Here is a 24416-nt window from a genome sequence, read left to right as displayed (position 1 = left end):
CTTGATACAAAAGCGCCATCAGCTATGACTTTTAATAAGGTCACGCCCAATGATGAGCTGCTGCACCTCGGTCGCGCCTTCGTAGATGCGCAGGGCGCGAATCTCCCGGTAAAGGCGCTCCACAGGCTGCTCGCTGACCACGCCCAGGCCGCCCCAGATCTGCACGGCGGCATCGATCACCTGCTGGGCGTTTTCCGTCGCCGTCATCTTGGCCATGGCGGCTTCCCTTGTCACGTTCTCGCCCTGGTCACGCAACCAGGCTGCGCGATAGGTCAGCAGCGCCGCACTGTCGATCTGCGTGGCCATCTGCGCCAGCTTGGCCTGGGTGAGCTGAAAATCAGCCAGCACGCCGCCGAACATCTTGCGGCTGGTCGCGCGCTGCAATGCCTCATCCATGGCACGACGCGCAAAGCCCAACGATGCGGCGGCCACCGAGGTGCGGAACACATCGAGCGTGCGCATCGCCACCTTGAAGCCCTCGCCGGCCGCGCCCACGAGCTGGGCGACAGGCACGCGGCAGTTCGAAAACTTCAAACGCGCCAGCGGGTGTGGCGCGATGACGTTGATACGCTCGGCAATCTCAAAGCCCGGGGTGCCGGCCTCCACGATCAGTGCCGACAGACCACGCGAACCCGCAGCCTCGCCGGTACGCACAAAAACGACATAGAAGTCGGCAATCCCCCCGTTGGAAATCCAGGTCTTCTCGCCGTTGATGACATAGTGATCACCTTCCAGCCTGGCCTCGCAGGCCATGGCCGCCACGTCCGAGCCAGCGTCGGGCTCGGACAGCGCAAAGGCTGAGATCGCATCGCCCCTGGCCACCAGGCTCAGATAGCGTTTTTTCTGCTCCTCGCTGCCCGCCAGAGAAATCGCCCCCGAACCCAGACCCTGCATGGCAAACGCAAAGTCGGCCAGCCCGCTATGACGCGCCAGAGTCTCCCGGATCAGGCAGATGGCTCTTGTATCAATATGCTCTCCCGCACCGCCATAGGCCGTACCCGCAACCGCATGACGCAGCCAGCCGGCCTCGCCCAGGGCCTTGACCAGTTGCCGGCATTCGGCATCCACATCGGGGCCATGGGAATGCGCAATGTTCTGCCTGGCCCAGGCATCTAGCGACTGGGCCAGACGAGCGTGATGGGCTTCAAAAAAAGGCCACTTCAGATAGCTGGTGTCTGCCATATCAGTTTCCTTGAAAGACTGGCTTTTGCTTGGCCACGAACGCGTGATAGGCACGCGAGAAATCCTCGGTCAGCATGCACAGGGCCTGGGCCTGGGCTTCGGCTTCGATGGCCTGCTCTATGGTCATGGCCCATTCCTGGTGCAGCATGGTCTTGGTAATGCCGTTGGCAAAGCTGGGACCGGCAGCCAGATCGGCGGCCAGCTTCTGCGCCTCGGCCAGCACGCTCTCAGGTTCGCTCAGACGGTTGAAGAAACCCCAGCGTTCACCCTCCTCTCCGCCCAGGCTGCGCCCCGTATAGAGCAACTCACTCGCACGGCCCTGGCCAATGATGCGCGGCAGCATGGCGCAGGCACCCATGTCGCAGCCCGCCAGCCCCACGCGGTTGAACAGGAATGCGGTCTTGCTGCGCGCAGTGCCCAGGCGCATGTCCGAGGCCATGGCCATGATGGCCCCAGCCCCCGCACATACGCCATCGATTGCCGCAATGATGGGCTGGGGGCAGGCACGCATGGTCTTGACCAGCTCGCCCGTCATGCGGGTGAACATCAGCAACTCGGGGGCCTTGAGCGCGACCAGCGGACCGATGATTTCATGCACATCGCCACCCGAGCAGAAGTTGCCGCCCGCGCCGACCAGCACCACGGCCTTTACATCCTGCGCCCACTTGAGCTGGTGAAACAGGTCACGCAGCTCGGCATAGGAATCAAACGTCAGCGGATTCTTGCGCTCCGGGCGATTGAGGGTGATGGTGGCCACACCATCTGTCACCTGCCACTGGAAATGCGTGGCCTTATAGCCCGCCAGCAGCTTGTGATTGCCAGCTTGCAGCGCTGGATCGATTGCATATTCGCTCATGTCTGTCTCCAAAAATCCGGTTCACATGACTTCGCCACCAGCGACGGCTATGGCTTGCCCGGTAATACTTGATGCGCCTCGCCCACATAGCCACAGCACGGCGTCCGCCACCTCGTGCGGCTGTACCAGGCGGCCTTGAGGGTTGGATTTGACGAACTCGGCCATTGCCTGCTCTGGTGTGCGGCCGGTCTTGGCTACGACGCGGTCAATGCTGGTTTTGACAATCTCGGTTTCGGTATAGCCGGGGCAGACGGCGTTGACGGTGATCCCGGTCTTGGCGTACTCCAGCGCCAGAGCTCGTGTCAGGCCCACCACGCCATGCTTGGCCGCCACATAGGCGGCGACATAGGCATAGCCCACCAAACCGGCCGTGCTGGCCACATTGACGATGCGCCCCCAGCCCGAAGCGGACATGGCTGGCAGCACTTGCTGGATGCAGTGCATGGTGCCGCTCAGGTTGACGGCCAGCATCTGCTGCCAATGCGCGGCATCCATCTTCATGAATGGTGCACTGCCGGCCTGACCTGCGTTGTTGATCAGGATACTGATGGCACCTTGCGCAGCCACTGCCTTTTCAAACGCCGTTTTCACCTGTGATTCATCCGCCACATCGGCCAGTACCATCCGGCATTGACCGGGATGTTCTTCCACCAGTTTTTGCAGCGGCTCGGCGCGACGCCCCAGCACCGTGACGCGAGCGCCCTGCGCCAGCAACTGGCGTGCAATCGCCTCGCCAATGCCCTGGCCCGCGCCTGTCACCAGCGCATGTTGATCGTTCAGATCGCCTGTCATTGAGTTCTCCATCGCTCACGAAACTGGCGCGAACCGCCGCACGGACACCAAGGAAGAGCCACCCCACGCCACGGGTCCCGCCCTCTCCCATAGCGCGCAGCGTGTGGAGAGAGGGGGGAAGGCGCGCAGCGCGCTCGGGGAGTGCTTCATTTCAAGGCCTTTTCGCGCTCGAACAAGGCTTCCATCTGGCGCTTGCCTTGGAAGTATTGTTTGGGCCAGACGATAGGCGTGTAGCCTATCTTGGCGGCCTCGGTCAGCGTCCAGGCCGGATTGGCCAGATGCGGTCTGGCAATCGCACACAGATCGGCACGTCCTGCAGCAATGATGCTGTTGGCATGGTCGGCCTCGCTGATCGCGCCCACGGCCATGGTCGCAATACCGGCCTCTTGTCGGATGCGGTCTGCAAACGGGGTTTGATACATGCGGCCAAACACCGGCTTTTCGAGCTTGCTGACCTGCCCCGATGAGCAGTCGATCAGATCGGCACCTGCGGCCTTGAAGGCCTTGGCAATCTGTACCGCATCTTCGGGCGTGATGCCGCCCGGCACCCAGTCATGGGCAGAGATGCGCACGGACATGGGCTTGTCCTGCGGCCAAACGGCACGCATGGCCTTGAACACTTCCAGCGGGTAGCGCAAGCGGTTTTCCAGGCTGCCGCCATATTCATCACTGCGCTGATTGGTCAGCGGCGAGATAAAGCCCGACAGCAGATAGCCGTGCGCACAATGCAGCTCCAGCCAGTCCACGCCGATGTCGGCCGCCATTTGCGCAGCATGCACAAACTGCTGCAGCACCTCATCCATGTCGGCGCGTGTCATGGCCCTGGAGATCTGGCTCACTCCCTGCAGATATTGCTGCTCCGACGCTGCCATGACGGGCCAGTTGCCCTGCTCCAGCGGCAGATCCGTACCTTCCCAGGCCAGCCGCGTCGAGGCCTTGGCACCCGCATGGCCGATCTGCATGGCGAACTTGGCATCGGTGTTGGTGTGAATCCAGTCGCTGATGCGTTTCCAGGCCTGCTTTTGCTCAGCGCTATAAGTACCCGGGCAACCGGGCGTGATGCGCCCCTCGGCGCTGACACAGGCCATCTCGGCGAACACCAGACCGGCGCCGCCAAGCGCACGCGCCCCCAGGTGAACGAGGTGAAACTCACCGGGCACGCCATCAACCGCAGAGTACTGTGCCATGGGAGAGACCACGATACGGTTCTTCAGCGTGATGCCGCGCAGGGTATAGGGCAGGAACATGGGCGGCGGCGCCTTGGCATCGACCGCAACACCGCTTCTTTCGGCCAACCATTTCTCATAGCCGCCAAGCCACTGCGCATCACGCAGGCGCAGGTTTTCATGGCTGATGCGCTGACTGCGCGTGAGCATGGAGTACATGAACTGCTCGGGCTCCAGCTGGTCGCAATAGCGCTGGCCGCAGACCTCGAACCACTCCATCGCATTCCAGGCCGCATTCTGAATGCGCAGCGTCTCAACGCGACGCGCTTCCTGATAGGCCGCCAGCACCTCGGGAATATGCGCAGCCGCATCACCCCGCTGCTTGAACTGGCGGGCCAGCTCGATCGCATCCTCGATCGCCAGCTTGGTTCCTGAGCCAATGGCGAAATGTGCCGTATGCACGGCATCGCCCATCAGCACCACATGGCTGCCCTTGCGGTTTTTCAACCACCACTGATCGCAGACCACGCGCTGAAAGTTGATCCAGGCCGAGCCGCGCAGATGGCGGGCATTGGTCATCAGTTTCTCGCCCTGAAGATTGTCCGCGAACAACTTTTCACAGAAGGCAATGGACTGCTCTTGATCGGCGGTGTCAAGACCGCTGGCTTTCCAGCATTCCTCCGTGGTCTCCACGATGAAGGTCGAGGTCTTGTCGTCGAACTTGTAGATATGCGCCTGAAACCAGCCATGCGGCGTGCGCACGAAATCAAAGGTGAATGCCTCGTAGACCTTGTTCGTCCCCAGCCAGATATAGCGATTGGGGCGGGTGACGATATCGGGCTTGAAGATGTCGGCGTACTTGCTGCGAATGCGCGAGTTCACGCCATCGCAGGCAATCACAAGGTCGGCATCCGGATAGTCCTCGTCGCTTTGCACATCGGTCTCGAATACCAGGTTCACACCCAGCTGTTCGCATCGTGCTTGCAGGATATTGAGCAGATGCTTGCGGCCAATCCCCACAAAACCATGTCCTCCGGAGCGAATCTTGCGCCCTTTGAACAGCAACTCGATATCGTCCCAATGGTTGAAAGCCTGCTCGATCTGCGCGGCTGTCACCGGGTCCCAGTCGCGCATATTGTCCATGGTGGCATCGGAGAAAACCACGCCCCAGCCAAAGGTGTCGTAGGGCTTGTTGCGCTCCACCACCGTCACCTCATGCGCAGGGCTCATCTGCTTCATCAGCAAAGCGAAGTACAAGCCGGCGGGGCCACCACCTATGCAGACAATTTTCATGACAGTGATCCGTTCCTGGCTTTTGAAAAATTACTTTATATCTAAATTATTAATGCATGAAATTTTCACTAGAATCCGGCCAAACCCTGAACCCAAAGCACGCTAGTTTGCGCACCATGCCAACCATGGCCCAACACAATCCGGATTTCTCCATCGACATGCCCGAAGCCCCGGGACGCGAGGCTGGCCTGTCCCACTCCGACCATCAGGCCGTGCGCCTGTGGCTGCGCCTTCTGACCTGCAGCACACAGATCGAGCAAGTCATTCGCAGCCAGCTACGCACAGAGTTCGGCACGACCTTGCCTCGTTTTGACTACCTGGCACAACTCAGCCGCTTTCCCAAAGGTCTGCGCATGAAGACCCTGTCGGAATATCTGATGGTGACCGGCGGCAATGTGACCGGACTGACCGATCAACTGGTGGCCGAAGGCTGGGTGGAACGCGTGGCTGACGAGGAAGACCGCCGCTCCATGATCGTGCGCCTGACCCGTACAGGCAAAAAGCAGTTCAAGGCCATGGCTGCTGCGCATGAGCTATGGCTTGAGCAGTTGCTGACTCCGCTGGGCAGCAAAAACGCCAGCGATCTGTATGAACAACTGGGCAAGCTCAGACAGGTGCTGAGCTCGCCAGAAAGTGCCTGAGCCCGAAAAAACACCGTTTTGTGACAATTTCATGGAGAATGCCCTGCACGCAGTCCTGCGTGACACAGGCTTGGGGGGCATGGTTCATGGATTTACTGCATCTGCGATATCGGCTCAAGTCCGGGTTCTACTATCTCTACGACATGCGTGATGCGCCCAACGCCATCACGGGAGAGCGCCCCTATCGTCTCAAGACCGAGCTGGTCGCCATCGCGTTTGACCGAATCACCGGTCGCGTGCACCAGCATGGTCACCCCACCCGCATTCACTCCTGGGCCATGGGCGCGCAACGCCGGCTGCGCATGGCAGGAGACTGGGAAGGCGCAAACCGGCTGGTCGTGGTCTCCGGCCCGCTGCCCGAAGAAGAAATCAACAAATGCCTGAGCGTGCAAGGCTATTGCCGCTGGATGCTGATGCGCCTGGCCAGCATGCCGCATGGCAAATTTGCAGCCCATCGTGCAGGCAGCCGCAGCAGCTGGCAAAGACGTGAATCCGGCCAGCAGCGCCGTGCGGCCTGACATCCAGTCAAACTTCCTTCCAGTGCTTATTGGTCAAGCGCATAGCGCTATCAAATCAGGAATCAGCATCTTCAGCGGAATTGTCATCCGCCTCGACCACTTCGGGCATTTTCACAATCGTCACCGGCAGCCGGCTGTGTCTGGCCACCTCGCGTGAGACCGAGCCGATCAGAATGCTGCCCAGGCCGCTCTGGCCCGTGGCACCGATGATGATCTGATCGCATTCATTGCTCTCGGCAATATCGATCAGGGTATTGGCCTCTTCGCCCAGGCTGATCTCCACTTCATAGGAGGCCCCTGCCTCCTTGAGAAGATCCTGTGCAGGCGCCACCAGATCCATGCCGGCTTCGATGCTGGCGTTGGCGATCAGATCTGAATCTGTGGTTGCAAGCTCCAGCAGCGTGGCCTCCTTCTGCACATGAGCTATGACAAAGTGAGCATCCAGTCCGCTCTGCAAAAGCTTGATGCCGTGGCGTACGGCCTCAAGTGCGACATCCGATCCATCCACCGCAATCATGATCTTGAGCATGGCAACCTCCTGTTCGTCTTGCGCACCAGTGTAGGCCCAGGCTGCAAAGACGGGTTGCGAATCTGGGGCAAGCACCGGCTATTGCAGCAGTGCTTGCGGGCATCTGGGAAAATAGCGGGCTATGCTGCAGTTTGACCTTCTCAAGACCGACCCGACCAGCCACGCGCGCCGTGGCACCTTGACGCTTAACCACGGCAAGGTCCAGACCCCCATCTTCATGCCCGTTGGCACCTATGGCACCGTCAAGGGCGTGATGCCGCGCAGCCTCGAAGAAATGGGCGCACAGATCATCCTGGGCAACACCTTCCATCTGTGGATGCGCCCAGGTCTGGACATCATGAAGTCCTTTGGCGGTCTGCACGACTTTGAGAAGTGGGACAAGCCCATACTGACCGACTCGGGGGGCTTCCAGGTCTGGTCGCTGGGTGCGATGCGCAAGATCACCGAAGAAGGCGTGCATTTCCAGAGTCCCGTGAACGGCGACAAGCTGTTCATGTCGCCCGAGGTCAGCATGCAGATCCAGACGATTCTGAATTCGGACATCGTCATGCAACTCGACGAGTGCACGCCCTACGAAACCAACGGCAAGAAGACCACCGAAGCCGAAGCGCGCAAGTCCATGGAGATGAGCCGTCGCTGGGCCAAGCGCTCCAAGGAGGAATTCCAGCGCCTGGAAAACCCCAATGCCTTGTTCGGCATCGTGCAAGGCGGCATGTACACCAATCTGCGCGAGGAATCGCTGCAGGGTCTGCTGGAAATCGATTTTCCCGGCTATGCCGTGGGTGGCGTCTCCGTGGGTGAGCCCAAGGACGAAATGCTGGAGATTATGGCCCACACGCCGCATCTGCTGCCCGCCAACAAGCCGCGCTACCTCATGGGTGTAGGAACACCCGAAGACCTGGTGCAAGGCGTGGCCGATGGCGTCGACATGTTTGACTGCGTGATGCCTACCCGCAATGCGCGCAACGGCACCATCTTCACGCGCTACGGCGATCTGAAGATCCGCAACGCTCGTCACAAGGTGGACCACCAGCCCATAGACACCACCTGCACCTGCCACGCCTGCGCGGGCAAGAGCGGCGTGAGCTGGGACGATGGCGGCCGCGAAGGCTTCAGCCGTGCCTATCTGCACCACCTGGACCGCTGCGGCGAGATGCTGGGCCCCATGCTCACCACCATCCACAATCTGCACTATTACCTGAACCTGATGCAGGAAATCCGCAACGCACTGGACGCAGGCACTTTTGCCGAGTTCCGCGCCCAATTCAAGGCCGACCGCGCACGCGGGGTCTGAGCCACCCATCATCTGCCACAGCAGAACCTCGAAAAGCCAGAGCGAGTCTCTGGCTTTTTTCATTCGGCGGCTGACATCCGGTTTGTCTGGAGTCCGTCAAATGAAAAACATCGTCAATTGCGCGCTGCAAAACCGCTTCGGCAATCGTTTTTCTATATGTTTTTGTTAGAACCACAACATCTGACGGCAACAACAGGCATTTTTGGCGATTGATATCGAATTCGCAAAGAGCCACTGAAGAAAATTCCACGAAACGCTCGCGGCCCCTCTCCCATGACCGAAGCCTCCGCACCCAAGCCAACGCCGCTGCCGCAGACCGCTGCCCCCAGGACATGGGCAGCGGCGCTCGGGCTTGGGGGCCTGGTGTTGCTAGCCGCCTTGTTGGGCATACTGGGGCGCCCCATGGGATTTCTCTCGGCGATCTGGCCCGCAAACGCGCTGCTGCTGGGCTTTTTGCTGCACCGCCCTGACTGGCTGCGCCCGAGCTCGGTGCTGGCGGTTTCGGCGGCCTATATCGCAGCCGATCTGCTCACAGGCAGCCGGCTCGATGTAGCGATCCTGCTGAGCATCGCCAATATGGCCGGTGTGGGCGCGGCCTGGGCGCTGATGCACAGGCAGCGCCATGCCACTTTGTTCATGCAACGCCAGTCCTCCGCCCTGCTGCTGTTTGTGGGCAGTGGTCTGGGCGCACTGACGGCCGCGCTGCTGGGAGCTCCGGTGCTGAGCGCCGTTTTCGGGACGCCGCACTGGCAGGCCTTTTCCATGTGGCTGAGCAGCGAATGGCTGAACTACATGATGTTTTTGCCCATTGTCCTGGCCTGGCCGACACGCAAGCAGCCAGTTGGGCATCTGGGCGAGCCCTCCCCCATGCGCCGCATCCTGCCCTTGCTGTCTGTCATTGCGCTGGAAGCCATCAGCTACTGGATCAAAGGTCCCGGCTCGCTGGCGTTCTCGCTGCCGGCTCTCATATGGTGCGCGCTGAGCTATCGCATCTTCAGTCTGACGCTGATCACGGCAACACTTTGCCTGAGCAGCATCATTTTCATTTCGCTGGGCACGCTTGAATTCACACCCGCTCATTTTCTCGAAACGCTGTCATTTCGCATGGGGCTATGCATGCTGGTGCTGGGCCCGCTGGCGGTGGCCGGATCGCATATGGCGCGCAACGAGCTGATGCAAAAGCTCAGTCATGCCGTCAACCACGACTTTCTGACCGATATGCTGGCACGCGGTGCCTTCATGAAGCAGGGGCAAAGAATACTGGAGCGTTGCCGCCAGGATGGCCAGCCCTTCGCCATTCTGATGCTGGATCTCGACCATTTCAAACAGATCAACGACAGCTTCGGCCATGCGGGAGGCGACCAATTGCTGCGCAGCTTCAGCCAGACCCTGAGCCAGGTGCTGCGCGCTCAGGACATCGTGGGCCGCATGGGAGGCGAGGAATTCGCCGTGGCCCTGCCCAAGGTGGACGCAAGCGCTGCGCAGGAGATCGCCAAGCGCATCAACCGCGCCATCCGGGAGCTGCGCGTGCCCATGAATGACAAGACGATGAGTGCCACAGTCAGCATTGGCCTGGTCCATACCGCAAGCCTGCAAGCGCATCAAAGCCTGGACATGCTGCTGCAGCAGGCAGACCAGGCTTTGTATGAGGCCAAGGCCGCCGGGCGCAATCGCGTCAGCTCACAGCTTTGCTGAGCGCGACACGCCACTGTGTCCCCGACACGCCGATAGCCCGCCCCAAGGTCATCCGGGCTCGTCGGACCCGGATGCGAGCGGTGCTGCAACCGCCGCATCGGTACGCGGCAGCATCTTGCCGGCCGCAGTGCCGCAGCTATGACAAAAGCGTGAGAACGCGCTCTTGCGGGTATTGCAGCTGCCGCAATGGTCGAACAGGCCGATACCGCAGTGAGGGCAGAAGTCGATCTCGGTGTTCTTGAGATCCACCGGGCGCTCGCAGCCCGGGCACACATTCTTGGACAGGCGCTCCAGCGCCACGTCATAGCTCAGTTCTTCACGGCGCTGCTCTTCGGGCAGAGACTCCTGCAGCTTCTGTTTTTCCAGATAGCGGTTGAGCGCCAGAATGGCATAGCGCCCCAGCAATACCGTCACCAAAATGCCGACGATATAGCGCACATAGCCGCCGTAGTCGGGCAGATAAGGTACCAACTCGACAAAGAAGGCGAACAGCGCAAAAAAGATAAAGCCCCAGACAAATGGCCACCAGGTGCTCTTGCGCTTCTTGGCGAACAGCCAGCCCGCCACGCCCAGCAGGGGCAAGGTGATGGCCAGACGGAACAGAAACACGCGCAGCTCGCTGGCGCGCATGGCGGCTTCATACTGGGGATAGGCCTGCTCGCGCAGACTGCTCATCTCGGCCTCGGCGTTGGAGACTGCCTGATTGGCCTCCAGATGGGTCTGGGCCTCTTTCTCGCGCTCCTGGCGGGCCATGTCTTCGGCCTGCTTGAGTGCATCCAGCGCCTTGCTGCGTGCGACCAACTCGGCGTCCTGCTCGGGGCGCTCCGTGGCCCGGCGGGTCGCCACCCAGTTGTCAAAGGTGTCGCGCGCCGACTGGTAGCGCGCACGCTCGGCGTCGAACTTGAGCTGGGCCCTGTCCAGGGCCTTCTGGGTCACGCCGGCCGTCTTCCGGGCCTGGTCGATTTGGGCCTGCACACGCTGTGCATCAGCCTCAGGAATAAAAGACTCGATCTCTAGCGAGCGATCGGGCTGCGGCAGGTTGCCCACCACCAGCCCACCCAGACCGATCAGGAAGAAGGCAAACACCAACGCGACCAGCCAGAGGCCACGGCGAAACCATTTCTCGGGCAAACGCAGAGACTTGCTCATTTTCAATTACTCCAAAAACGTAGCGCCATGCGCATACTCAGCAAGGCCTTGAAACCAAAAAGACTCAAACTCACTGCACGGTGCGCACGGCCGATGCCAGTTGCGTGCGCTGCAACCACTGGGTCACGGAGTCCACCGTCACCGTCTCGATGCGGCTGGCAAAGCGCTTTTCATTCGGATGATCGTCAAACGCGATATTGGCAGCCGTCATGCGCCCGCCCAGTCGCGAAAACGCCCGGATGATGAGCGCGCTGGGCTCATAGCCCTTGGACTGCAACCAGGCCTGAGCCTGTGCGCGGTTCTGAATCGCCGCCGGCTCCATGGCAGCGGCCAGCGTCTCGGTCGCCCATTGGTTCGACTGCTGGTATTTGCTGCTCCAGACATAGCTGACCATGCTGTAGGGCTCGTTTTGCAGGCGCAGCACCGTGGGAGCGTTCAGGAACTTGAGCAGGGCCTGCTGCACCGCCGGTGTCGGGATCTGGATGGCGGCTTCATAGCGCCACATATCGTCAAGAAAGAACTCGCCCAGGCCCTGGCGGTAGATATGGCCGGATGCCGTGCCGCACTCGTTGAGCTTGTGGGCCACGCGCCAGGGGCCGGCAGGCGTTCTGTAGGCCCAGCCATAGTGCGAGTACTTGAGATCGTATTTGCTCAAGTCCTGCCCTTGCCGAGCCAGCAGCACGACCTGGGTGCCGTTCTTCTGAAATTCGGCATCCAGCGCCTTGGCGGTGCGCGCGGCTAGATTCAGCCCCTTGGCCATCACATCGGCGGTCAGCGGACGGTCTTCACAGCTGCGGCCGGCCTCGGCCGAGCCCGCCCAGGCAATCAACGCGGCGCCCAGCGCCAGCGTCACAGGGCCGTGAATGGGCATGCCGGCGCGTCGGGCGGGCGCCATGGCGTGTACAACGCTTGTAGCTTCCTTGATCATGCGAGCCTCCAGCTTCTTGAGTTACAGACGCTCGTTGTGCATCAGCGCCTTGCCGATTTCGTTGGGGATGAAGGCCAGCACCTTGCCTGCCGTGGACAGAATCACGCCGGCCGCCGTGGCGCTGGTTTGCACCACCGTGCCCACGCCGACCGACAGCGCGCCTGCGGCCTGGCCGGAGACCTTGACCACGGCCGAAGTGCCGTCGGCCACATTCTTGAGCACATAGGTCACACCTGTTGCACTGCTTTCCACGGCCTCAACGATCACGGATGCACCTGCCGCCGACAGAAACAGGGGGATTGCCACGACTTCCTCCGAAGCGCCACCCGATGCCGCTGCAACCACCGATGCCACAGGCAGGGCCGACAGCACCAGAGAGGCTTCGCTCTGGGCGTGGACTGCGCTGCCGCCCAGCAAGGCAAAGGCCGCGCCCAGGGCGCACAGGCCGTTGCGAAGAGGACGGATAAAGGTCAGGACGTTGATCACAAATGGCTCCCGGTGGTTGTTGAAATGGGCCGCGATTTGCATGCGGCGACGAACGAATCATCCATGCGCCCGAAACTTCGGCCCTGTGTTTTGTCAAAATCAGCAAGCGGCAGGTCTCGCAGTATCGAGAAGCGATACTTCCCGCCCGCTGCCAGTGCTCAACCCAGTTGCAGCTTGCACATCTTGCCCCACTCCCGCGCCCACAACTTTCAAAAATCATCAGGCAATCCATGCGGCTTCACTCTCAGACCTTCGCGCTGCACCAACCTTCACGCCGGCAAAGCCGGCTTGCAGCAGCGCTTGCCACGGCCATGTCCACGCTAGCTGTCTCGGCACTGGCGCAGGGCAGCAGCATTCCTGCTTTTTCGCAGATGCCGCCGGGCCCTCTGGGAGGGCCCTGGCACTTTGCCACCCTGCCCAATAAGAACCCGACGGCATTCAATGTGGTGGACCAGGATGGCGGGCATGTGCTGCGCGTGAGCACACAGGACGCCTATGGCAATATGGTTCACACGCTGCACCTGACTGCTTCGCCCGATCTGCAACTGCAGTGGCGCTGGCGCGTGGATCAGCTGATCGACAAGGCCGATATCAAAACCAGAGCCGGTGACGATGCGGCGCTCAAGCTCTGCATATCATTCGACTTTGACAAATCGCAACTGAGCTTTGGTGAACGAGCCAAGCTGCGCCTGGGAAAAATCAGCACCGGAGAGGATATTCCGGCCGAGACGCTGTGCTATGTCTGGGACAACAAGCAACCCACAGGCACGGTCATGCACAACGCGTTCACGCATCGCATGCGCTATATCGTGCTGCAAAGCGGCAGCACGCACAAAGGCCAGTGGGTGGCGGAACAGCGCAACCTGGCGTCCGACTATCTGCACGCCTTTGGCGACGAGTCCCAGGCCATGCCCACCATCATCGGCGTCACCGTCTCGGCGGACTCGGACAACACCCATGGCGAAGGACTGGCCTACATGGGTGATATCCGGCTCCTGCCCTGATCTTCCAGCCTCAACGCCGGAGCAAATCCGCCACGTTCTGCTGCAGCAGGGCCGGCGTGACAGAGGAAGCCGCCACGGGCTCGCCCACTTCCAGCCCCACACGATTGAACAGGCCGCGGCGCAGCGGCTTGACCATGGCCACATTCCTGCCACCGCGCAGCTCGATGCGGCTGAAGTAGGAGCCCCAGAGATTGGTCAGCGCCATGGGGATGACGGGGACATTCAGACCATCATCTCGCGCATGGTCGAGAATCTTCATGATGCCGCCCTTGAAGGGTTGCAGCTCGCCATTGAAGGTGATGCCGCCCTCGGGGAAGATGGCCAGCAGATCGCCCTCGCGCAGCACCTCCGCGGCCCGCGCGAACGCAGCTTCATAGGTCGCAGGGTCCTCCTTGTGCGGCGCGATCGGAATCGCCTTGGCCAGCTTGAACAGCCAGCCCAACACCGGCGTCTGAAAGATGCGGTGGTCCATCACGAAGTGGATGGGGCGCGGGCTGGCCGCCATGAGCAAGATGGCGTCGACAAAGCTCACATGGTTGCAGACCAGCACGGCCGCGCCATCGCGCGGAATATGCTCGTCGCCGCGCACCTTGAAGCGGTAGACAAAGTGGGTGATGACCCAGGCCACAAAGCGCAGCAGATATTCGGGCACCAGTAGGAACACATAGAGCGCCACGATGGCGTTGGCGATGCCGGTGATCAGAAACACCTGGGGAATGCTGCAACCTGCGGCCAGCAGGGCACCGGCCAGCACGGCCGAAGCGATCATGAACAGCGCGTTCAGGATATTGTTGGCCGCGATGATGCGCGCGCGGTGCGTGGGCTGGCTGCGCATCTGGATCAGCGCATACATGGGCACGCTGTAGATGCCCGCCGACAGCGCCAGCAGGCCCAGATCCAGCATCACGCGCCAGTGTTTGGCCTCTCCAAAAAAGGCGTTCACGCCCATCAGCTCGGAGGGCGGCAGCGCGCGTGTGGCAAAGAACAGATCAATCGCAAACACGCTCATGCCAATCGCGCCCAGCGGCACCAGGCCGATCTCCACCTGACGACGGCTGAACACTTCGCACAGCAGCGAGCCGATGCCTATGCCCACCGAGAAGATCACCAGCAGCAGCGATGCCACATGCTCGTCGCCATGCAGCACCTCCTTGGCGAAACTGGGGAACTGCGAGAGAAACACCGCGCCGAAAAACCACATCCAGCTGATGCCCAGCAGCGAGCGGAACACCACGGGCTGCTGGCGTGCCAGCTGGAGGTTGCGCCAGGTTTCGGTGAACGGGTTCCAGTTGATGACCAGGCCCGGATCGGTCGCGGGCGCATGAGGGATGAACTGCGCGCAGATGCGGCCCACGACCGCGACGGCCACGCAGGCCATGGCGACCTGCATATGACCGACCTCGGGCACGGCGATCAGCAGGCCGCCAGCGACCTGACCGAGCAGAATGGCGACAAAAGTGCCCATCTCCACCATGCCGTTGCCGCCCGTGAGTTCGCGGTCGTTGAGCACCTGGGGCAGATAGGCGAACTTGACGGGACCGAACAGCGTGGAGTGCAGCCCCATGAGGAACACGCACAGCAGCAGCACCGGCACATTGGCCTGGACAAAGCCCCAGGCCGCAATCAGCATGATGGCAATCTCAAGGTTCTTGACCAGGCGGAACATGCGGGTCTTGTCCCACTTGTCGGTCAGTTGCCCCGAAGTGGCCGAAAACAGCAGATAAGGCAGGGTGAACAGCGCACCGATCACCAGGCCGGCCATGGAAGGCGGCAGCCACGAGACGCTGAGCTGATAGGTAACCATCACCGTGAAGGCGAACTTGAAGAGATTGTCATTGCCCGCACCGGCAAACTGCGTCCAGAAAAACGGCGCAAAGCGGCGCTGGCCCAGCAGGGCAAACTGGTTGGGGTGGGCATGCTGCTGTGCAGCGGCGGCCGTATGCACGGTCGGCGTGGAATTCATGGATCTCTCCCTGTGGCGCTGCTGGCATTGTGCCAACTTGCCCGGATTTTTTTGTAGGTTTTATGCGGCTGACGCTTGTTGAACATGCGCCAGCCGCTATGAATATTACGACTCACGCCACTGCTTCAAGGCACGCAGCACAGGCCATGCGGCAGCGGCGGCCATCCAGTGCTTGAGGCTGTGGCCGGAGATTGAGTGCGCGGTCACATCGAAGACATCGCCGTCCGAGAACTCCAGCAGCTTGGCAACGAGGTACAAGCCGAGAACCCAGCCCAGCTCCATGGGCAGCGCATGACGACGCGGTGCCACAAAGGCCAGCCACAGGAGAGTCAGCATGCCGCCGCCTTGCACCAGCACCCAGGGCAGCACATTGCTGGTCTGCGCCCAGACCGCCACGCTGGCAGGTGCGGCCACCAGCAATACTCCGGCAGTGATGCGGGCGCCGATGTCGTCAATACGCGTCTGTACCGCCAGGCCCAGCAAGCCGGCGAAAGCCAGGCTCATGCCCAGCCGGTCCCAGACCAGGCTCGAATCCTGCGGCGCCCAGTGATAGTACGCAGACCCTGCCCCCGAGCACAGCAGGCCCGTGAAGAACAGGGCACACAGGGCACGCGCCGTGCCGTTGAGCTTTTGATAGTCGGCACGCGCCAGTGCGACCCAGCCCGCCAGTCCCGCCAGCACAAACCCCAGATTGCTCAACACATCGGCCGCATGCGGCACGCCCAGCCAGCCGCGCCGGTCGGCAAAGGCGTGGTAGTGCTCGGGCTGAGCCATGCCAGGCATCAGCAGCGCCAGCGTGAACAGCAAGGCCATGCCCCCGAACAAGGCAAAGCGCTGCTCCAGCGTGCCCGAGGTCTCGGGGTTCGTCATTTCCACGGTCGTGATCGATGAGGTATGCAGTTGCATGGCGCTTCCTTGTGTGATTGCCGCGCAGTATGGAAACCCGCCGAAGCAGCGGCATCAATCTTCTAAACTTGCCCCATACCGCTGCACTGCCAGTACTACCAACCGATACCATGAGCACGACTGCCGATCTCGTCACCGCCATCAAGAAAGAACTCAAGGCCGCGCAGATGACCTATGCCGACCTGGCCCAGGCCATAGGCATGGCCGAATCCAGCGTCAAGCGCATGCTGGCCAAGGGCGACATGCCGCTGTCGCGCATCGACGAAATCTGCCGTGCCCTGCACCTGGACTTTGCCGATCTGGCCCGCAATGTGGCCGACAGTCGGCCGCTGCTGCAGCAGATCACGCGCGAGCAGGAGATTGCCGTGGTTGCCGACCGCAAGCTGCTGCTCACGGCCATCTGCGTGCTCAGCCAGTGGACGCTGGAGCAGATAGTCGCCACCTACCGCATCAGCGAGCCCGAGGGCATAGGCTATCTGGCGCAGCTGGACCGCATCGGCATCATCGAGCTGCGTCCTGGCAACCGCTACAAGCTGCGTCTGGCCAAGACCTTCCGCTGGCAGACCAACGGCCCGGTGATGGACTTCTTCCGCGAGAACGCTGTGCTGGACTACTTTGGCGGCACTTTTGCCGGCGAGGACGAGACCATGCTGCTGGTGCATGGCTCCATCGCCCCCAGCCTGGCGCCCAGCTTCGTGGAGCGCATCCAGCGCATCGGTCAGGACTTCTCGCAGCAGCATCTGCAGGATCAGCGCCTGGGCCCCAACAAGATCGAGGGCTACACCCTGGTGCTGGGCATGCGCAAATGGGAGCTGCCCGCCTTTGCGGCCTTGCGCCGGTAGACTGTCACTCCAAAATATGTAGCTAAATGCGCTTGCTGCATCTGCGTTATCCGCCTGTTTTATACATTCTTCACCAAACAGACACACAAGATTGCAAGACTTCGCACAGCGGCAACCCGCGGTTGACGCTGGCCTTCCAACATGGAGCCCAAGGGATGCCTGGACCCACAGACAGCCCGCTACCCATGAAGGAGGCGTATATGCTGACAATCCGCAACACCATCCACACCGTCGCTGCCGCAGGCGCACTCGCCTTGCTGGGCTTTGCCGGTAGTGCACAGGCCCAAAGCGCTTACTGGGCGGGTGCCAGCCAGGGCGCCTATGTGAACGTGCAGTTCAACGCACCGCCCCCGGTCCGCTATGAAGCCGTGCCCGCTCCGCGCCGTGGCTATGTCTGGGCTCCGGGTTACTGGGAGCCGCGCGGCCATCGCCATGTCTGGCGCGCCGGCCACTGGGTGCAGAACCGCCCTGGCTATGTGTACCGCCAGCCCGTCTGGGTGCAGCACGGCAACCGCTGGGACTACCGCGCCAGCCGCTGGGACAGGGATGGCGACGGCGTGCCCAACCGCCATGACCGCAACCCCCACAACCCCTATCGCCGCTAAAAGCCTGTTGACGCTTTAAGCCCTGATCGCTCCCTCCGCTGGCCCTCCGAGTCATCACTTTCCAGCGGATTTCAGCCCATGTCTCGCAAGAGATCTGGGCTTTTTTTGCATTAACCCCACAAGCTTAATGCTGCATAAGCATATAGAAGCAAATCATTAAATTACGGACACAATTCACAGCATTCAAGGATCCTCTGGACAAGTCCCATCATGCGTTTGCTGCCCCGTTTCATCTCCGGTCTTGTTGCCACAACGGCGGCCGTCGCCCTGCTTCCCCTGGCCAGCCAGGCGGCCGACCCCGGCGCCGCCAGCTATCCGCATCAGCCCATCACCATGATCATGGGCTTCAACGCAGGCTCCGGTGTGGACGTGATCGGCCGCGTGGCGCAGGAGCCTCTGGGCAAGATTCTGGGCCAGCCCGTCATCATTGACTACAAGAGCGGCGCCGCCGGCAATATCGGCAGCGAGTTCGTGGCCCGCGCCAAGCCCGATGGCTACACCATCTACTTCGGCACCGCCGCCACCCATGGCAGCAATGCCGCGCTCTACAAAAAGCTGCCCTTCGACGTGGAGGCCGACTTTGTGCCCGTCGCACCGCTGGTGGACGTGGCCAATGTGCTGACCATCAATCCCAATGTGATCAACGTCAAGAACCTCAAGGAGTTCGTTGACGAGGTCAAGGCCCATCCCGGCAAGTACAACTACGCCTCCACCGGCAATGGCGCAGGCACCCATATGGCATTCGCCGAGTTCAACTCGCGTCTGGGCCTGGACATGGTGCATGTGCCCTACAAGGGCGGCCCCGAAGCCATCACCTCGGTGCTGCGCGGCGAGACCTGCTGCATCATGAACCAGGTGCAGACCGTGCTGAGCCACTACAAGGCCGGCAAGGTGCGCCTGCTGGGCGTGACCACGGCCAAGCCCGTGGAAGCCGTCAAGGAAGTGCCCACCATTGCCGCCAGCGGCCTGCCGGGCACCAAGGGCTTCAACAGCTCCATCTGGTTCGGCATCTTCGCGCCCAAGGGCACGGACCCGGTCATCGTCAAGAAGCTCAACCTGGCGGTCAACGACGTGCTCAAGCAGCCCGAGGTGCGCGAGCGTTTTGTCTCCCAGGGCAACACCATCCGCGAAGAGACACCCGAGCAGTTCAAGAAGACCGTGCATGAAGATCGCATCAAATGGGCCAAGGTGGTCAAGGATGCCAAAATCAGTATTGACTAACACCCCCTGAGCGGCCCTGCCGCTTCCCCCTCTCTCTACGCGCTGCGCGCCAAGGCAGAGGAACGACACCCTCGGTGCGGGGCGGCGGGGCCGCCCAGGCCTTTCCTCGGAGTCTCTCGCTTGGTCCTGCTTCGAGTTCAAGCAGTGTTAAGTTATCGGTGTTTGTTTGATGCGTCTGCGGCTCAGGCCTCAGGCGCTTTTGGGTTTTAGCTATGTCAATTTCACCTTCTACGACAGCCGCCACATCGGGACTGGCAACGCTGGAAGAACGCCTGCGTGACGACTTCGTCACTCTGGGCTGGCCTGCCAAGGCCTGGATTCCCCCTTCCACGCGCAAGGGACTGCCGGTGCATGACGTGCTCGTCATCGGCGCCGGCCAGGCCGGTCTCGCGCTCAGCATGGCGCTGCAGCAGGCCGGCATCAAGCCTGTGCTGCTGGACAGGTCTGCGCCGGACTTCGAAGGCCCATGGGCCACCACGGCGCGCATGGAAACCCTGCGCTCGCCCAAGGAGCTGACCGGCCCTGCCATGGGAGTTGCAGCCCTGTCCTTTCGCGCCTGGTTCATCGCCCAGTTCGGACTCGATGCCTGGACGGCGCTGGACAAGATCCCGCGCCTGCAGTGGATGGACTATCTGCGCTGGTACCGCCGCGTGACCAACGCCGATGTGCGCAACGGCCATGAAGTCATTGCCGTGCGCCCACAGGCCGATGGCGTGGTGGAAGTCGATGTCAAGGCCAATGGCGTGACCGCCACCTGGCAAACCCGCCGCCTGGTGCTGGCCACGGGCCGCGACGGCCTGGGCGGCGCCACGGTTCCCGCCTTCATGCGGGGCGTGGACAGGAAGTTCTGGGCCCATTCCTCCGATGCCATGGACTACGCCACGCTGGCGGGCAAGCATGTGGGCGTGGTCGGTGCCGGGGCTTCGGCCATGGACAGCGCGGCGACGGCTCTCGAAAACGGCGCGGCCAGCGTGGACATGCTCATCCGCCGCCAGCAGCTGCCGCTGATCAACAAGTCCAAGGGCTCGGGCGTGCCCGGTCTGACCCACGGCCAGTATCTGCTGCCCGATGCCTGGAAATGGCGCATCCGCCACTACATCAACGCCCAGCAGGTGCCGCCACCGCACGGCAGCACGCTGCGCGTCTCGCGCCATGACAACGCCTTCTTCAACCTGGGCTGCGCCGTGCAGAGTGTGGAAAAAGCGGGCAACAAGCTGCAGGTGCAGACCTCGGCCGGCGTGTTCGTGCTGGACTTTCTCATCGTCTCCACGGGCTTTGCCATCGACTGGAGCCTGCGTCCCGAGTTTGCGGACATCGCGCCGCATGTAAAGCTGTGGAACAGCCGCTTCACGCCCGAGACTGGCGATGAGGATGCCGAGCTGTCGGCATCGCCCGATCTGGGGCCGCTGTTCGAGTTCCAGGGCGAGCTGCCCGGTCTCGACCGGATTCACTGCTTCTGCTACCCCGCTGCGCTCTCGCACGGCACGGTGTCGGGCGATATTCCCGCCATCAGCGACGGAGCGCGCAAACTCGCGCAAGGTCTGGCCTCGCTGTTCTATCTGGACGATATCGAGCAGCACTTCGACAAGCTCAAGGCCTATGCCGAGCCCGAGCTGGACGGCACGGAATGGACCGCAGCCGACAGCGCTGCGCGCATCCGCCAGCTGCAACCCTAAATCACGAGACTTCGCATGACAGACACCATAGACCGACTGGCCGGCCTTGAGCAAGGCAGCCCCACATTCACCACTCGCCACGAGCGCGAAAAAGTCGCTCTGGCCACCCAGGCCTGCGAAGACCTGCTGCTGGGCAATCAACTGGACAGCGCGCTGACCCAGGCCGAGCGCCTGGTGCTGGCTGCCGAGCAGGCCCGCGTCAGCGGCGTGACCGTGCTGGAAGCCGAATACCGTGCGCGCGCCGAGGCCCTGGGCGACGCCATCACGCCCGAGCTGCGCTCCATCCTCGATCAGCCCGGCGCCCAGACCGGCAATGCGCGCCTGGACGCCATGCTGCACTTTGTGCGCACGCTGGCCCTGAACCCGGCCCAGAGCGATCAGGCTGCGCTGCTCGCCATTCCGGCCGCCGGTCTGTCGCTCAACGACACCGTGCTGCTGGCCCAGCTGATCGGCTTTGTGGCCTATCAGGCCCGCCTGCTGGCGGGTGTGAAGGCCATGGGCGAGCTGGGCGGCGTGACCGAAGCGCCTGCCGCCCAGCCTGTCGATGCCGCACCCTTTGTCCACCCCGCCAACCTGCCGCCGCCCGGCGAGCCGCTGCGCCGCAACGGTTTCACCAGCGAGACCCTGGACTGGAAGGCCTGGCTGCAGGTGCTGGACCCCGGCACCGCCACGCCCGAGCAGCAGCATGTACTGGAAGTCAGCCACCCCAAGGCCAAGAGCATGGACTTCTACCTGCTGCTAGCCCGCCAGCCCCAGGTGCTGCTGGAGCGCTCCCAGGCTTTCAACGCCATCATGTATGCGCCCGGCGGCCTGTCCCGCGCCGAGCGTGAAGTGGCGGCCACGGCCGTCTCTCGCTCCAACGGCTGCGTGTACTGCGCTTCGGTGCATGCCCAACGCTTCGAGCAACTGGCCAAGCGCAACGATGTGATGGCCCAGCTGTTTGACGAGCCCGAAACCGCCGGCACCAATGCCCGCGAGCGCGCCATCATCCAGGCTTCGCTGACACTGACGCGTGCGCCGGGCGGCTTTGGCCCGCAAAGTCTGCAGCCGCTGCGCGATGCAGGTCTGACCGATCTGGAAATTCTGGACATGCTGCACTCGGCCGCCCTGTTCGGCTGGGCCAATCGCCTGATGCTGAATCTGGGCGTGGAAATTTACGCCACCCCCTGAGTCGCTTTGCCTAGGCGGCCCAGCGCCTTCCCCCTCTCTCTACGCGCTGCGCGCTACAGGAGGGGGACGACAGCGTCGCTGCGCGGCGGCGCTGGCTTGCTGTCACTGGTTTCAGGCCGTGCCGGTTTTTGGCACAGCTTTTCTTCTTTGATAGCAGCTTGCGCAATTAGAACCGTAATCTCAGAACAAATATCTCCTAAAACCTATTTGAATCAAGCGTTAGCAGCTATCAAATTTCAGGCTATTTACCGGTGAACACCGTCAGCACGCCGGCCAGCTGATGCACATGCGCATCCATCAGCTGTGCCTCGGCCACCAGGCCGATCAGAGGCACCGGCCCCAGCGCATGGCGCAGCAGCTTGAGCTCGGCATCGGCGCCGCCAAACAGCTCGCTGCCCCGGCCCTTGCTGCTCACATAGATCGCACCGCGTATATGCTGGGGCTGGGCCGCCTCGGCCATGGTCTCGGGACCTGCATCGGCAAAGTCGGGCTGCAGCGCATCCTTGAGGGCCGCGCCCATCTGCATCAGCTCATGACGGGCCGCGCTGCTCTGGCGCTGGCAGAAGATCACCGTATGCTCGGCCTCCACGGGCGACGACAGCGCAACGCCCTGGCGCACCGGATCCAGCCCCACGATATGCAGCACCTGGGCCTCGTCGGTGAGCGCCCCGCGCTCCAGACCCCGGCCCAGCGGGGCAATCGCGGCCTGGGTCTTGCGCAGTTGCGACAGCGCAGCCTGCCAGCCGCCTCCGGCGCTGGGGCTGGCTTCCACATCCAGCATCTGCAGCAGTCGGGGCAAGGCGGGCTCGCCTTCGAGCTCCAGCACCACCGGGCCTCTGGCCTCGGTAATCTCCAATCCCGCGCCCAAGGGCGCGCAGCCCTGGGCCAGTCTTGAGATACAGGCTACATCGGCATCGAAGGCCACGCCGGAAAAGCCGGCATGAAAAATGCCGACGCTGGCCTGCGCCCTCAGCCGGGGCAGGTCTTCGGCACGACAGGCGAACTGCACGCCCTGCTCGCTGCTGAGCGCCCCGAACAGATTTCCAGAGCTGATGCGCTCGGACAGCTCCAGCAGCAACTCAGCGAGATCAGGCTGATCGATGCTGGAGTGCACCAGGGCCGAATGCGCCTCGAATCCGGCTTCGGCACCGCTTTGCGCCAGCGGTGCCACGCCTGAATAGACGCGGTAATGGGCGGCGGGCAGGTCCAGCAGCATGACCGCCAGCGAGGAGCTTTCTGAATACTCGTGCTCCATGGCCAGTACGGCGTGACCGGAGCTGCCTACCCAGTCGGTGACCTGGGGCAACTCGCGCGCTAGCAGCGCCAGCAAGGGCTGCGCATGGGGCACCAGCCCCTGCGCGATATAGACCAGACCCAGCCGGTGCGGCTGCAGTGACTGGCGCAGCAACTGCCCACGCAGCTGCAGCACGACTTGCTCAGTCGCAGCGCGCCAGTCTTCATGGCTGGCATGAGCGACGGGAAACAGTGACATAAGCCCTCCTGTTCTTGCTGGAGCGTGGATGCCTTTCAACCACGATTTTCCACCTTAGCGGGAAGGGATTGCTCAGGGCTTGCGCGAGGTAGCAGAGGTTTTGGCTGCAGTCTTTTTGGCGGCAGGCTGCTTGGCAGCAGTTTTTTTAGCGGCTGCCGTTTTGCTGGCTGCCGTTTTGGGTTGACCGGTCTTGGCCGCCGCCTTGCGTGCAGGCCTCGGCTCGGCTGCCGCGGCGCTCTTTGCCGCATTCTTTTCCGCACTTTTCGCTGCGGCTGCAGCGCCAAAACCGCCTGCCTGTGCCATCACCTTTTCCATGGTGGACTTGGCAAAACCGCTGGCCATCTCGGTGGCGCGCTGGGCAGCGGCCAGCGTCTCGGGCGGAACGGGCTCTGCCATGGCCTTGGCCGCAATCTGCTGGAACTGCTGGGTCAGCGCTCCCCACCATTGCATGGCCTGGTTCAAGGCAGCCTGAGAAGGCGGCTCTGCCTGAGCCTTGGCATGGTTCTGTTCCTCTTGCGCCGCAGCCTGTGCTTCAGGCTCGGGCGCAGGGCTTGCCAGCGGCTCTGCAACCGCAGCCTTGGCCGTGGCACTTCCCATGGGCCAGCCGGCATTGCCGGTCGCTGCGGACTCTGCCGGCGCTGCACCAGGGAAAGGAAAGGACTTGGCCAGCTCGCTCATGCTGACATTCATGTCCTTGAGCGTGGACAGCGTCATGCGCTGCACTTCCAGCGCCTGGATGGTGGCAGCCAGAGCGCGGCTGTTTTGCTCCAGCCAGAACTGCACGGCTTTCAGCTCGGCAATGCGCTTGTCAACCTCTTCCACGCTTACGGTGGGAGCCACCCATTGCGGCACGCGGCCCATGGGATTGGCCGCAGCGCCAGCGCTTTGCGCCAGCCCCTGCAGAAAATCAAAGCCGGGAATGAACTTGCCGAAACCAAATGCTGATGCGTCGCCGCTCATAGTGCTCTCCACTGCAGGGATGGATACCAGAATCCGCATCCGGACAAG

22 protein-coding genes are annotated in these 24416 nt (G+C 62.3%); 10 read left to right on the top strand and 12 right to left on the bottom strand.

From position 1 onward, the window contains the following. Window positions 1-18: 18 nt before the first annotated feature. From JAO85_RS18025 to JAO85_RS18010, 4 genes are all read right to left on the bottom strand, one after another. Window positions 19-1182: an acyl-CoA dehydrogenase family protein gene (locus JAO85_RS18025; protein WP_202788678.1), complete on the bottom strand. Its 1164-nt coding sequence runs from the start codon at window positions 1180-1182 to the stop codon at window positions 19-21. Window position 1183: 1 nt separating this feature from the next. Further along, window positions 1184-2038 (bottom strand): enoyl-CoA hydratase family protein, encoded by an 855-nt coding sequence (locus JAO85_RS18020; protein ID WP_034377981.1) that lies wholly within the window; start codon window positions 2036-2038, stop codon window positions 1184-1186. Window positions 2039-2059: 21 nt separating this feature from the next. Next, window positions 2060-2830 (bottom strand): SDR family NAD(P)-dependent oxidoreductase, encoded by a 771-nt coding sequence (locus tag JAO85_RS18015; RefSeq protein WP_202788677.1) that lies wholly within the window; start codon window positions 2828-2830, stop codon window positions 2060-2062. A 146-nt stretch (window positions 2831-2976) separates the two neighbouring features. Further along, a complete protein-coding gene (locus JAO85_RS18010; protein WP_039050737.1) occupies window positions 2977-5289 on the bottom strand; it encodes a bifunctional salicylyl-CoA 5-hydroxylase/oxidoreductase in 2313 nt (770 codons plus the stop codon). Window positions 5290-5405: 116 nt separating this feature from the next. On the opposite strand from JAO85_RS18010, the gene JAO85_RS18005 reads away from it, so the two are divergent. Together JAO85_RS18005 and JAO85_RS18000 are read left to right on the top strand one after the other, a co-directional pair. Next, window positions 5406-5930 (top strand): MarR family winged helix-turn-helix transcriptional regulator, encoded by a 525-nt coding sequence (locus tag JAO85_RS18005; protein WP_370552208.1) that lies wholly within the window; start codon window positions 5406-5408, stop codon window positions 5928-5930. Between the two features lie 38 nt (window positions 5931-5968). Next, window positions 5969-6448: a hypothetical protein gene (locus JAO85_RS18000; RefSeq protein WP_050788965.1), complete on the top strand. Its 480-nt coding sequence runs from the start codon at window positions 5969-5971 to the stop codon at window positions 6446-6448. Between the two features lie 55 nt (window positions 6449-6503). On the opposite strand, the gene JAO85_RS17995 is transcribed toward JAO85_RS18000, so the two are convergent. Next, window positions 6504-6977 carry a universal stress protein gene (locus JAO85_RS17995; RefSeq protein WP_202788675.1) on the bottom strand — a complete coding sequence of 158 codons (474 nt, stop codon included), beginning with the start codon at window positions 6975-6977 and terminating at the stop codon, window positions 6504-6506. A gap of 121 nt (window positions 6978-7098) precedes the next feature. Between JAO85_RS17995 and tgt the strand changes: the two genes are divergently transcribed. Then, on the top strand, window positions 7099-8271 hold the full coding sequence (gene tgt, locus JAO85_RS17990) for a tRNA guanosine(34) transglycosylase Tgt (protein WP_003065625.1): 1173 nt from the start codon (window positions 7099-7101) through the stop codon (window positions 8269-8271). 273 nt (window positions 8272-8544) lie between these two features. Further along, window positions 8545-9966, top strand: coding sequence for a GGDEF domain-containing protein (locus JAO85_RS17985; RefSeq protein WP_202788674.1), 1422 nt, complete (start codon window positions 8545-8547; stop codon window positions 9964-9966). A gap of 48 nt (window positions 9967-10014) precedes the next feature. Here the strand turns inward: JAO85_RS17985 and JAO85_RS17980 are convergent, their stop codons facing one another. From JAO85_RS17980 to JAO85_RS17970, 3 genes are all read right to left on the bottom strand, one after another. Continuing rightward, window positions 10015-11115, bottom strand: a complete 1101-nt coding sequence (locus tag JAO85_RS17980) for a zinc ribbon domain-containing protein (RefSeq protein WP_202788673.1) — start codon at window positions 11113-11115, stop codon at window positions 10015-10017. Between the two features lie 70 nt (window positions 11116-11185). Continuing rightward, the gene (locus tag JAO85_RS17975; RefSeq protein WP_202788672.1) at window positions 11186-12043 is read right to left on the bottom strand and encodes a DUF2145 domain-containing protein; all 858 of its coding nucleotides are present in this window, start codon (window positions 12041-12043) and stop codon (window positions 11186-11188) included. A 21-nt stretch (window positions 12044-12064) separates the two neighbouring features. Beyond that, window positions 12065-12571 (bottom strand): hypothetical protein, encoded by a 507-nt coding sequence (locus JAO85_RS17970; protein ID WP_003065632.1) that lies wholly within the window; start codon window positions 12569-12571, stop codon window positions 12065-12067. Window positions 12572-12840: 269 nt separating this feature from the next. Here JAO85_RS17970 and JAO85_RS17965 point away from each other — a divergent pair, with 269 nt between their 5' ends. Continuing rightward, window positions 12841-13533 carry a DUF3047 domain-containing protein gene (locus JAO85_RS17965; protein ID WP_012836807.1) on the top strand — a complete coding sequence of 231 codons (693 nt, stop codon included), beginning with the start codon at window positions 12841-12843 and terminating at the stop codon, window positions 13531-13533. A gap of 10 nt (window positions 13534-13543) precedes the next feature. On the opposite strand, the gene JAO85_RS17960 is transcribed toward JAO85_RS17965, so the two are convergent. Continuing rightward, the gene (locus JAO85_RS17960; protein ID WP_202788671.1) at window positions 13544-15496 is read right to left on the bottom strand and encodes an MFS transporter; all 1953 of its coding nucleotides are present in this window, start codon (window positions 15494-15496) and stop codon (window positions 13544-13546) included. 105 nt (window positions 15497-15601) lie between these two features. Then, on the bottom strand, window positions 15602-16402 hold the full coding sequence (locus JAO85_RS17955) for a hypothetical protein (RefSeq protein ID WP_202788670.1): 801 nt from the start codon (window positions 16400-16402) through the stop codon (window positions 15602-15604). A 110-nt stretch (window positions 16403-16512) separates the two neighbouring features. Between JAO85_RS17955 and JAO85_RS17950 the strand changes: the two genes are divergently transcribed. The 5 genes from JAO85_RS17950 (at window position 16513) to JAO85_RS17930 (ending at window position 21916) form a co-directional block, all read left to right on the top strand. Further along, window positions 16513-17244 (top strand): helix-turn-helix transcriptional regulator, encoded by a 732-nt coding sequence (locus JAO85_RS17950; RefSeq protein ID WP_003065639.1) that lies wholly within the window; start codon window positions 16513-16515, stop codon window positions 17242-17244. A 200-nt stretch (window positions 17245-17444) separates the two neighbouring features. After that, complete coding sequence (locus JAO85_RS17945; protein ID WP_003059306.1) at window positions 17445-17849, top strand: YXWGXW repeat-containing protein; 405 nt, start codon at window positions 17445-17447, stop codon at window positions 17847-17849. A gap of 210 nt (window positions 17850-18059) precedes the next feature. Then, entirely contained in the window at window positions 18060-19070 is a 1011-nt protein-coding gene (locus JAO85_RS17940; RefSeq protein WP_202788669.1) for a tripartite tricarboxylate transporter substrate binding protein, read from the top strand. Window positions 19071-19282: 212 nt separating this feature from the next. After that, window positions 19283-20746: an NAD(P)-binding domain-containing protein gene (locus JAO85_RS17935; RefSeq protein ID WP_202788668.1), complete on the top strand. Its 1464-nt coding sequence runs from the start codon at window positions 19283-19285 to the stop codon at window positions 20744-20746. Window positions 20747-20761: 15 nt separating this feature from the next. After that, the gene (locus JAO85_RS17930; protein WP_202788667.1) at window positions 20762-21916 is read left to right on the top strand and encodes a peroxidase-related enzyme; all 1155 of its coding nucleotides are present in this window, start codon (window positions 20762-20764) and stop codon (window positions 21914-21916) included. Between the two features lie 241 nt (window positions 21917-22157). Here the strand turns inward: JAO85_RS17930 and JAO85_RS17925 are convergent, their stop codons facing one another. Beyond that, window positions 22158-23408, bottom strand: a complete 1251-nt coding sequence (locus tag JAO85_RS17925; protein ID WP_003065653.1) for an FIST N-terminal domain-containing protein — start codon at window positions 23406-23408, stop codon at window positions 22158-22160. A gap of 72 nt (window positions 23409-23480) precedes the next feature. After that, entirely contained in the window at window positions 23481-24368 is an 888-nt protein-coding gene (locus JAO85_RS17920; RefSeq protein WP_202788666.1) for a PhaM family polyhydroxyalkanoate granule multifunctional regulatory protein, read from the bottom strand. Window positions 24369-24416 lie beyond the last annotated feature (48 nt).

It is taken from the genome of Comamonas sp. NyZ500 (assembly GCF_016772095.1).
Taxonomy (GTDB): domain Bacteria; phylum Pseudomonadota; class Gammaproteobacteria; order Burkholderiales; family Burkholderiaceae_C; genus Comamonas; species Comamonas thiooxydans.
Note: the sequence above shows the minus strand (reverse complement) of the source record. Positions and strands in the feature narration are given on the sequence as shown.

What these genes read in the sequence shown, in the direction of transcription:
- JAO85_RS18025 (WP_202788678.1), bottom strand. Translation starts at nt 1,182, where the DNA reads ATGGCAGACACCAGCTATCTGAAGTGGCCTTTTTTTGAAGCCCATCAC.
- JAO85_RS18020 (WP_034377981.1), bottom strand. Translation starts at nt 2,038, where the DNA reads ATGAGCGAATATGCAATCGATCCAGCGCTGCAAGCTGGCAATCACAAG.
- JAO85_RS18015 (WP_202788677.1), bottom strand. Translation starts at nt 2,830, where the DNA reads ATGACAGGCGATCTGAACGATCAACATGCGCTGGTGACAGGCGCGGGC.
- JAO85_RS18010 (WP_039050737.1), bottom strand. Translation starts at nt 5,289, where the DNA reads ATGAAAATTGTCTGCATAGGTGGTGGCCCCGCCGGCTTGTACTTCGCT.
- JAO85_RS18005 (WP_370552208.1), top strand. Translation starts at nt 5,406, where the DNA reads ATGCCAACCATGGCCCAACACAATCCGGATTTCTCCATCGACATGCCC.
- JAO85_RS18000 (WP_050788965.1), top strand. Translation starts at nt 5,969, where the DNA reads ATGCCCTGCACGCAGTCCTGCGTGACACAGGCTTGGGGGGCATGGTTC.
- JAO85_RS17995 (WP_202788675.1), bottom strand. Translation starts at nt 6,977, where the DNA reads ATGCTCAAGATCATGATTGCGGTGGATGGATCGGATGTCGCACTTGAG.
- tgt (WP_003065625.1), top strand. Translation starts at nt 7,099, where the DNA reads ATGCTGCAGTTTGACCTTCTCAAGACCGACCCGACCAGCCACGCGCGC.
- JAO85_RS17985 (WP_202788674.1), top strand. Translation starts at nt 8,545, where the DNA reads ATGACCGAAGCCTCCGCACCCAAGCCAACGCCGCTGCCGCAGACCGCT.
- JAO85_RS17980 (WP_202788673.1), bottom strand. Translation starts at nt 11,115, where the DNA reads ATGAGCAAGTCTCTGCGTTTGCCCGAGAAATGGTTTCGCCGTGGCCTC.
- JAO85_RS17975 (WP_202788672.1), bottom strand. Translation starts at nt 12,043, where the DNA reads ATGATCAAGGAAGCTACAAGCGTTGTACACGCCATGGCGCCCGCCCGA.
- JAO85_RS17970 (WP_003065632.1), bottom strand. Translation starts at nt 12,571, where the DNA reads ATGCAAATCGCGGCCCATTTCAACAACCACCGGGAGCCATTTGTGATC.
- JAO85_RS17965 (WP_012836807.1), top strand. Translation starts at nt 12,841, where the DNA reads ATGTCCACGCTAGCTGTCTCGGCACTGGCGCAGGGCAGCAGCATTCCT.
- JAO85_RS17960 (WP_202788671.1), bottom strand. Translation starts at nt 15,496, where the DNA reads ATGAATTCCACGCCGACCGTGCATACGGCCGCCGCTGCACAGCAGCAT.
- JAO85_RS17955 (WP_202788670.1), bottom strand. Translation starts at nt 16,402, where the DNA reads ATGCAACTGCATACCTCATCGATCACGACCGTGGAAATGACGAACCCC.
- JAO85_RS17950 (WP_003065639.1), top strand. Translation starts at nt 16,513, where the DNA reads ATGAGCACGACTGCCGATCTCGTCACCGCCATCAAGAAAGAACTCAAG.
- JAO85_RS17945 (WP_003059306.1), top strand. Translation starts at nt 17,445, where the DNA reads ATGCTGACAATCCGCAACACCATCCACACCGTCGCTGCCGCAGGCGCA.
- JAO85_RS17940 (WP_202788669.1), top strand. Translation starts at nt 18,060, where the DNA reads ATGCGTTTGCTGCCCCGTTTCATCTCCGGTCTTGTTGCCACAACGGCG.
- JAO85_RS17935 (WP_202788668.1), top strand. Translation starts at nt 19,283, where the DNA reads ATGTCAATTTCACCTTCTACGACAGCCGCCACATCGGGACTGGCAACG.
- JAO85_RS17930 (WP_202788667.1), top strand. Translation starts at nt 20,762, where the DNA reads ATGACAGACACCATAGACCGACTGGCCGGCCTTGAGCAAGGCAGCCCC.
- JAO85_RS17925 (WP_003065653.1), bottom strand. Translation starts at nt 23,408, where the DNA reads ATGTCACTGTTTCCCGTCGCTCATGCCAGCCATGAAGACTGGCGCGCT.
- JAO85_RS17920 (WP_202788666.1), bottom strand. Translation starts at nt 24,368, where the DNA reads ATGAGCGGCGACGCATCAGCATTTGGTTTCGGCAAGTTCATTCCCGGC.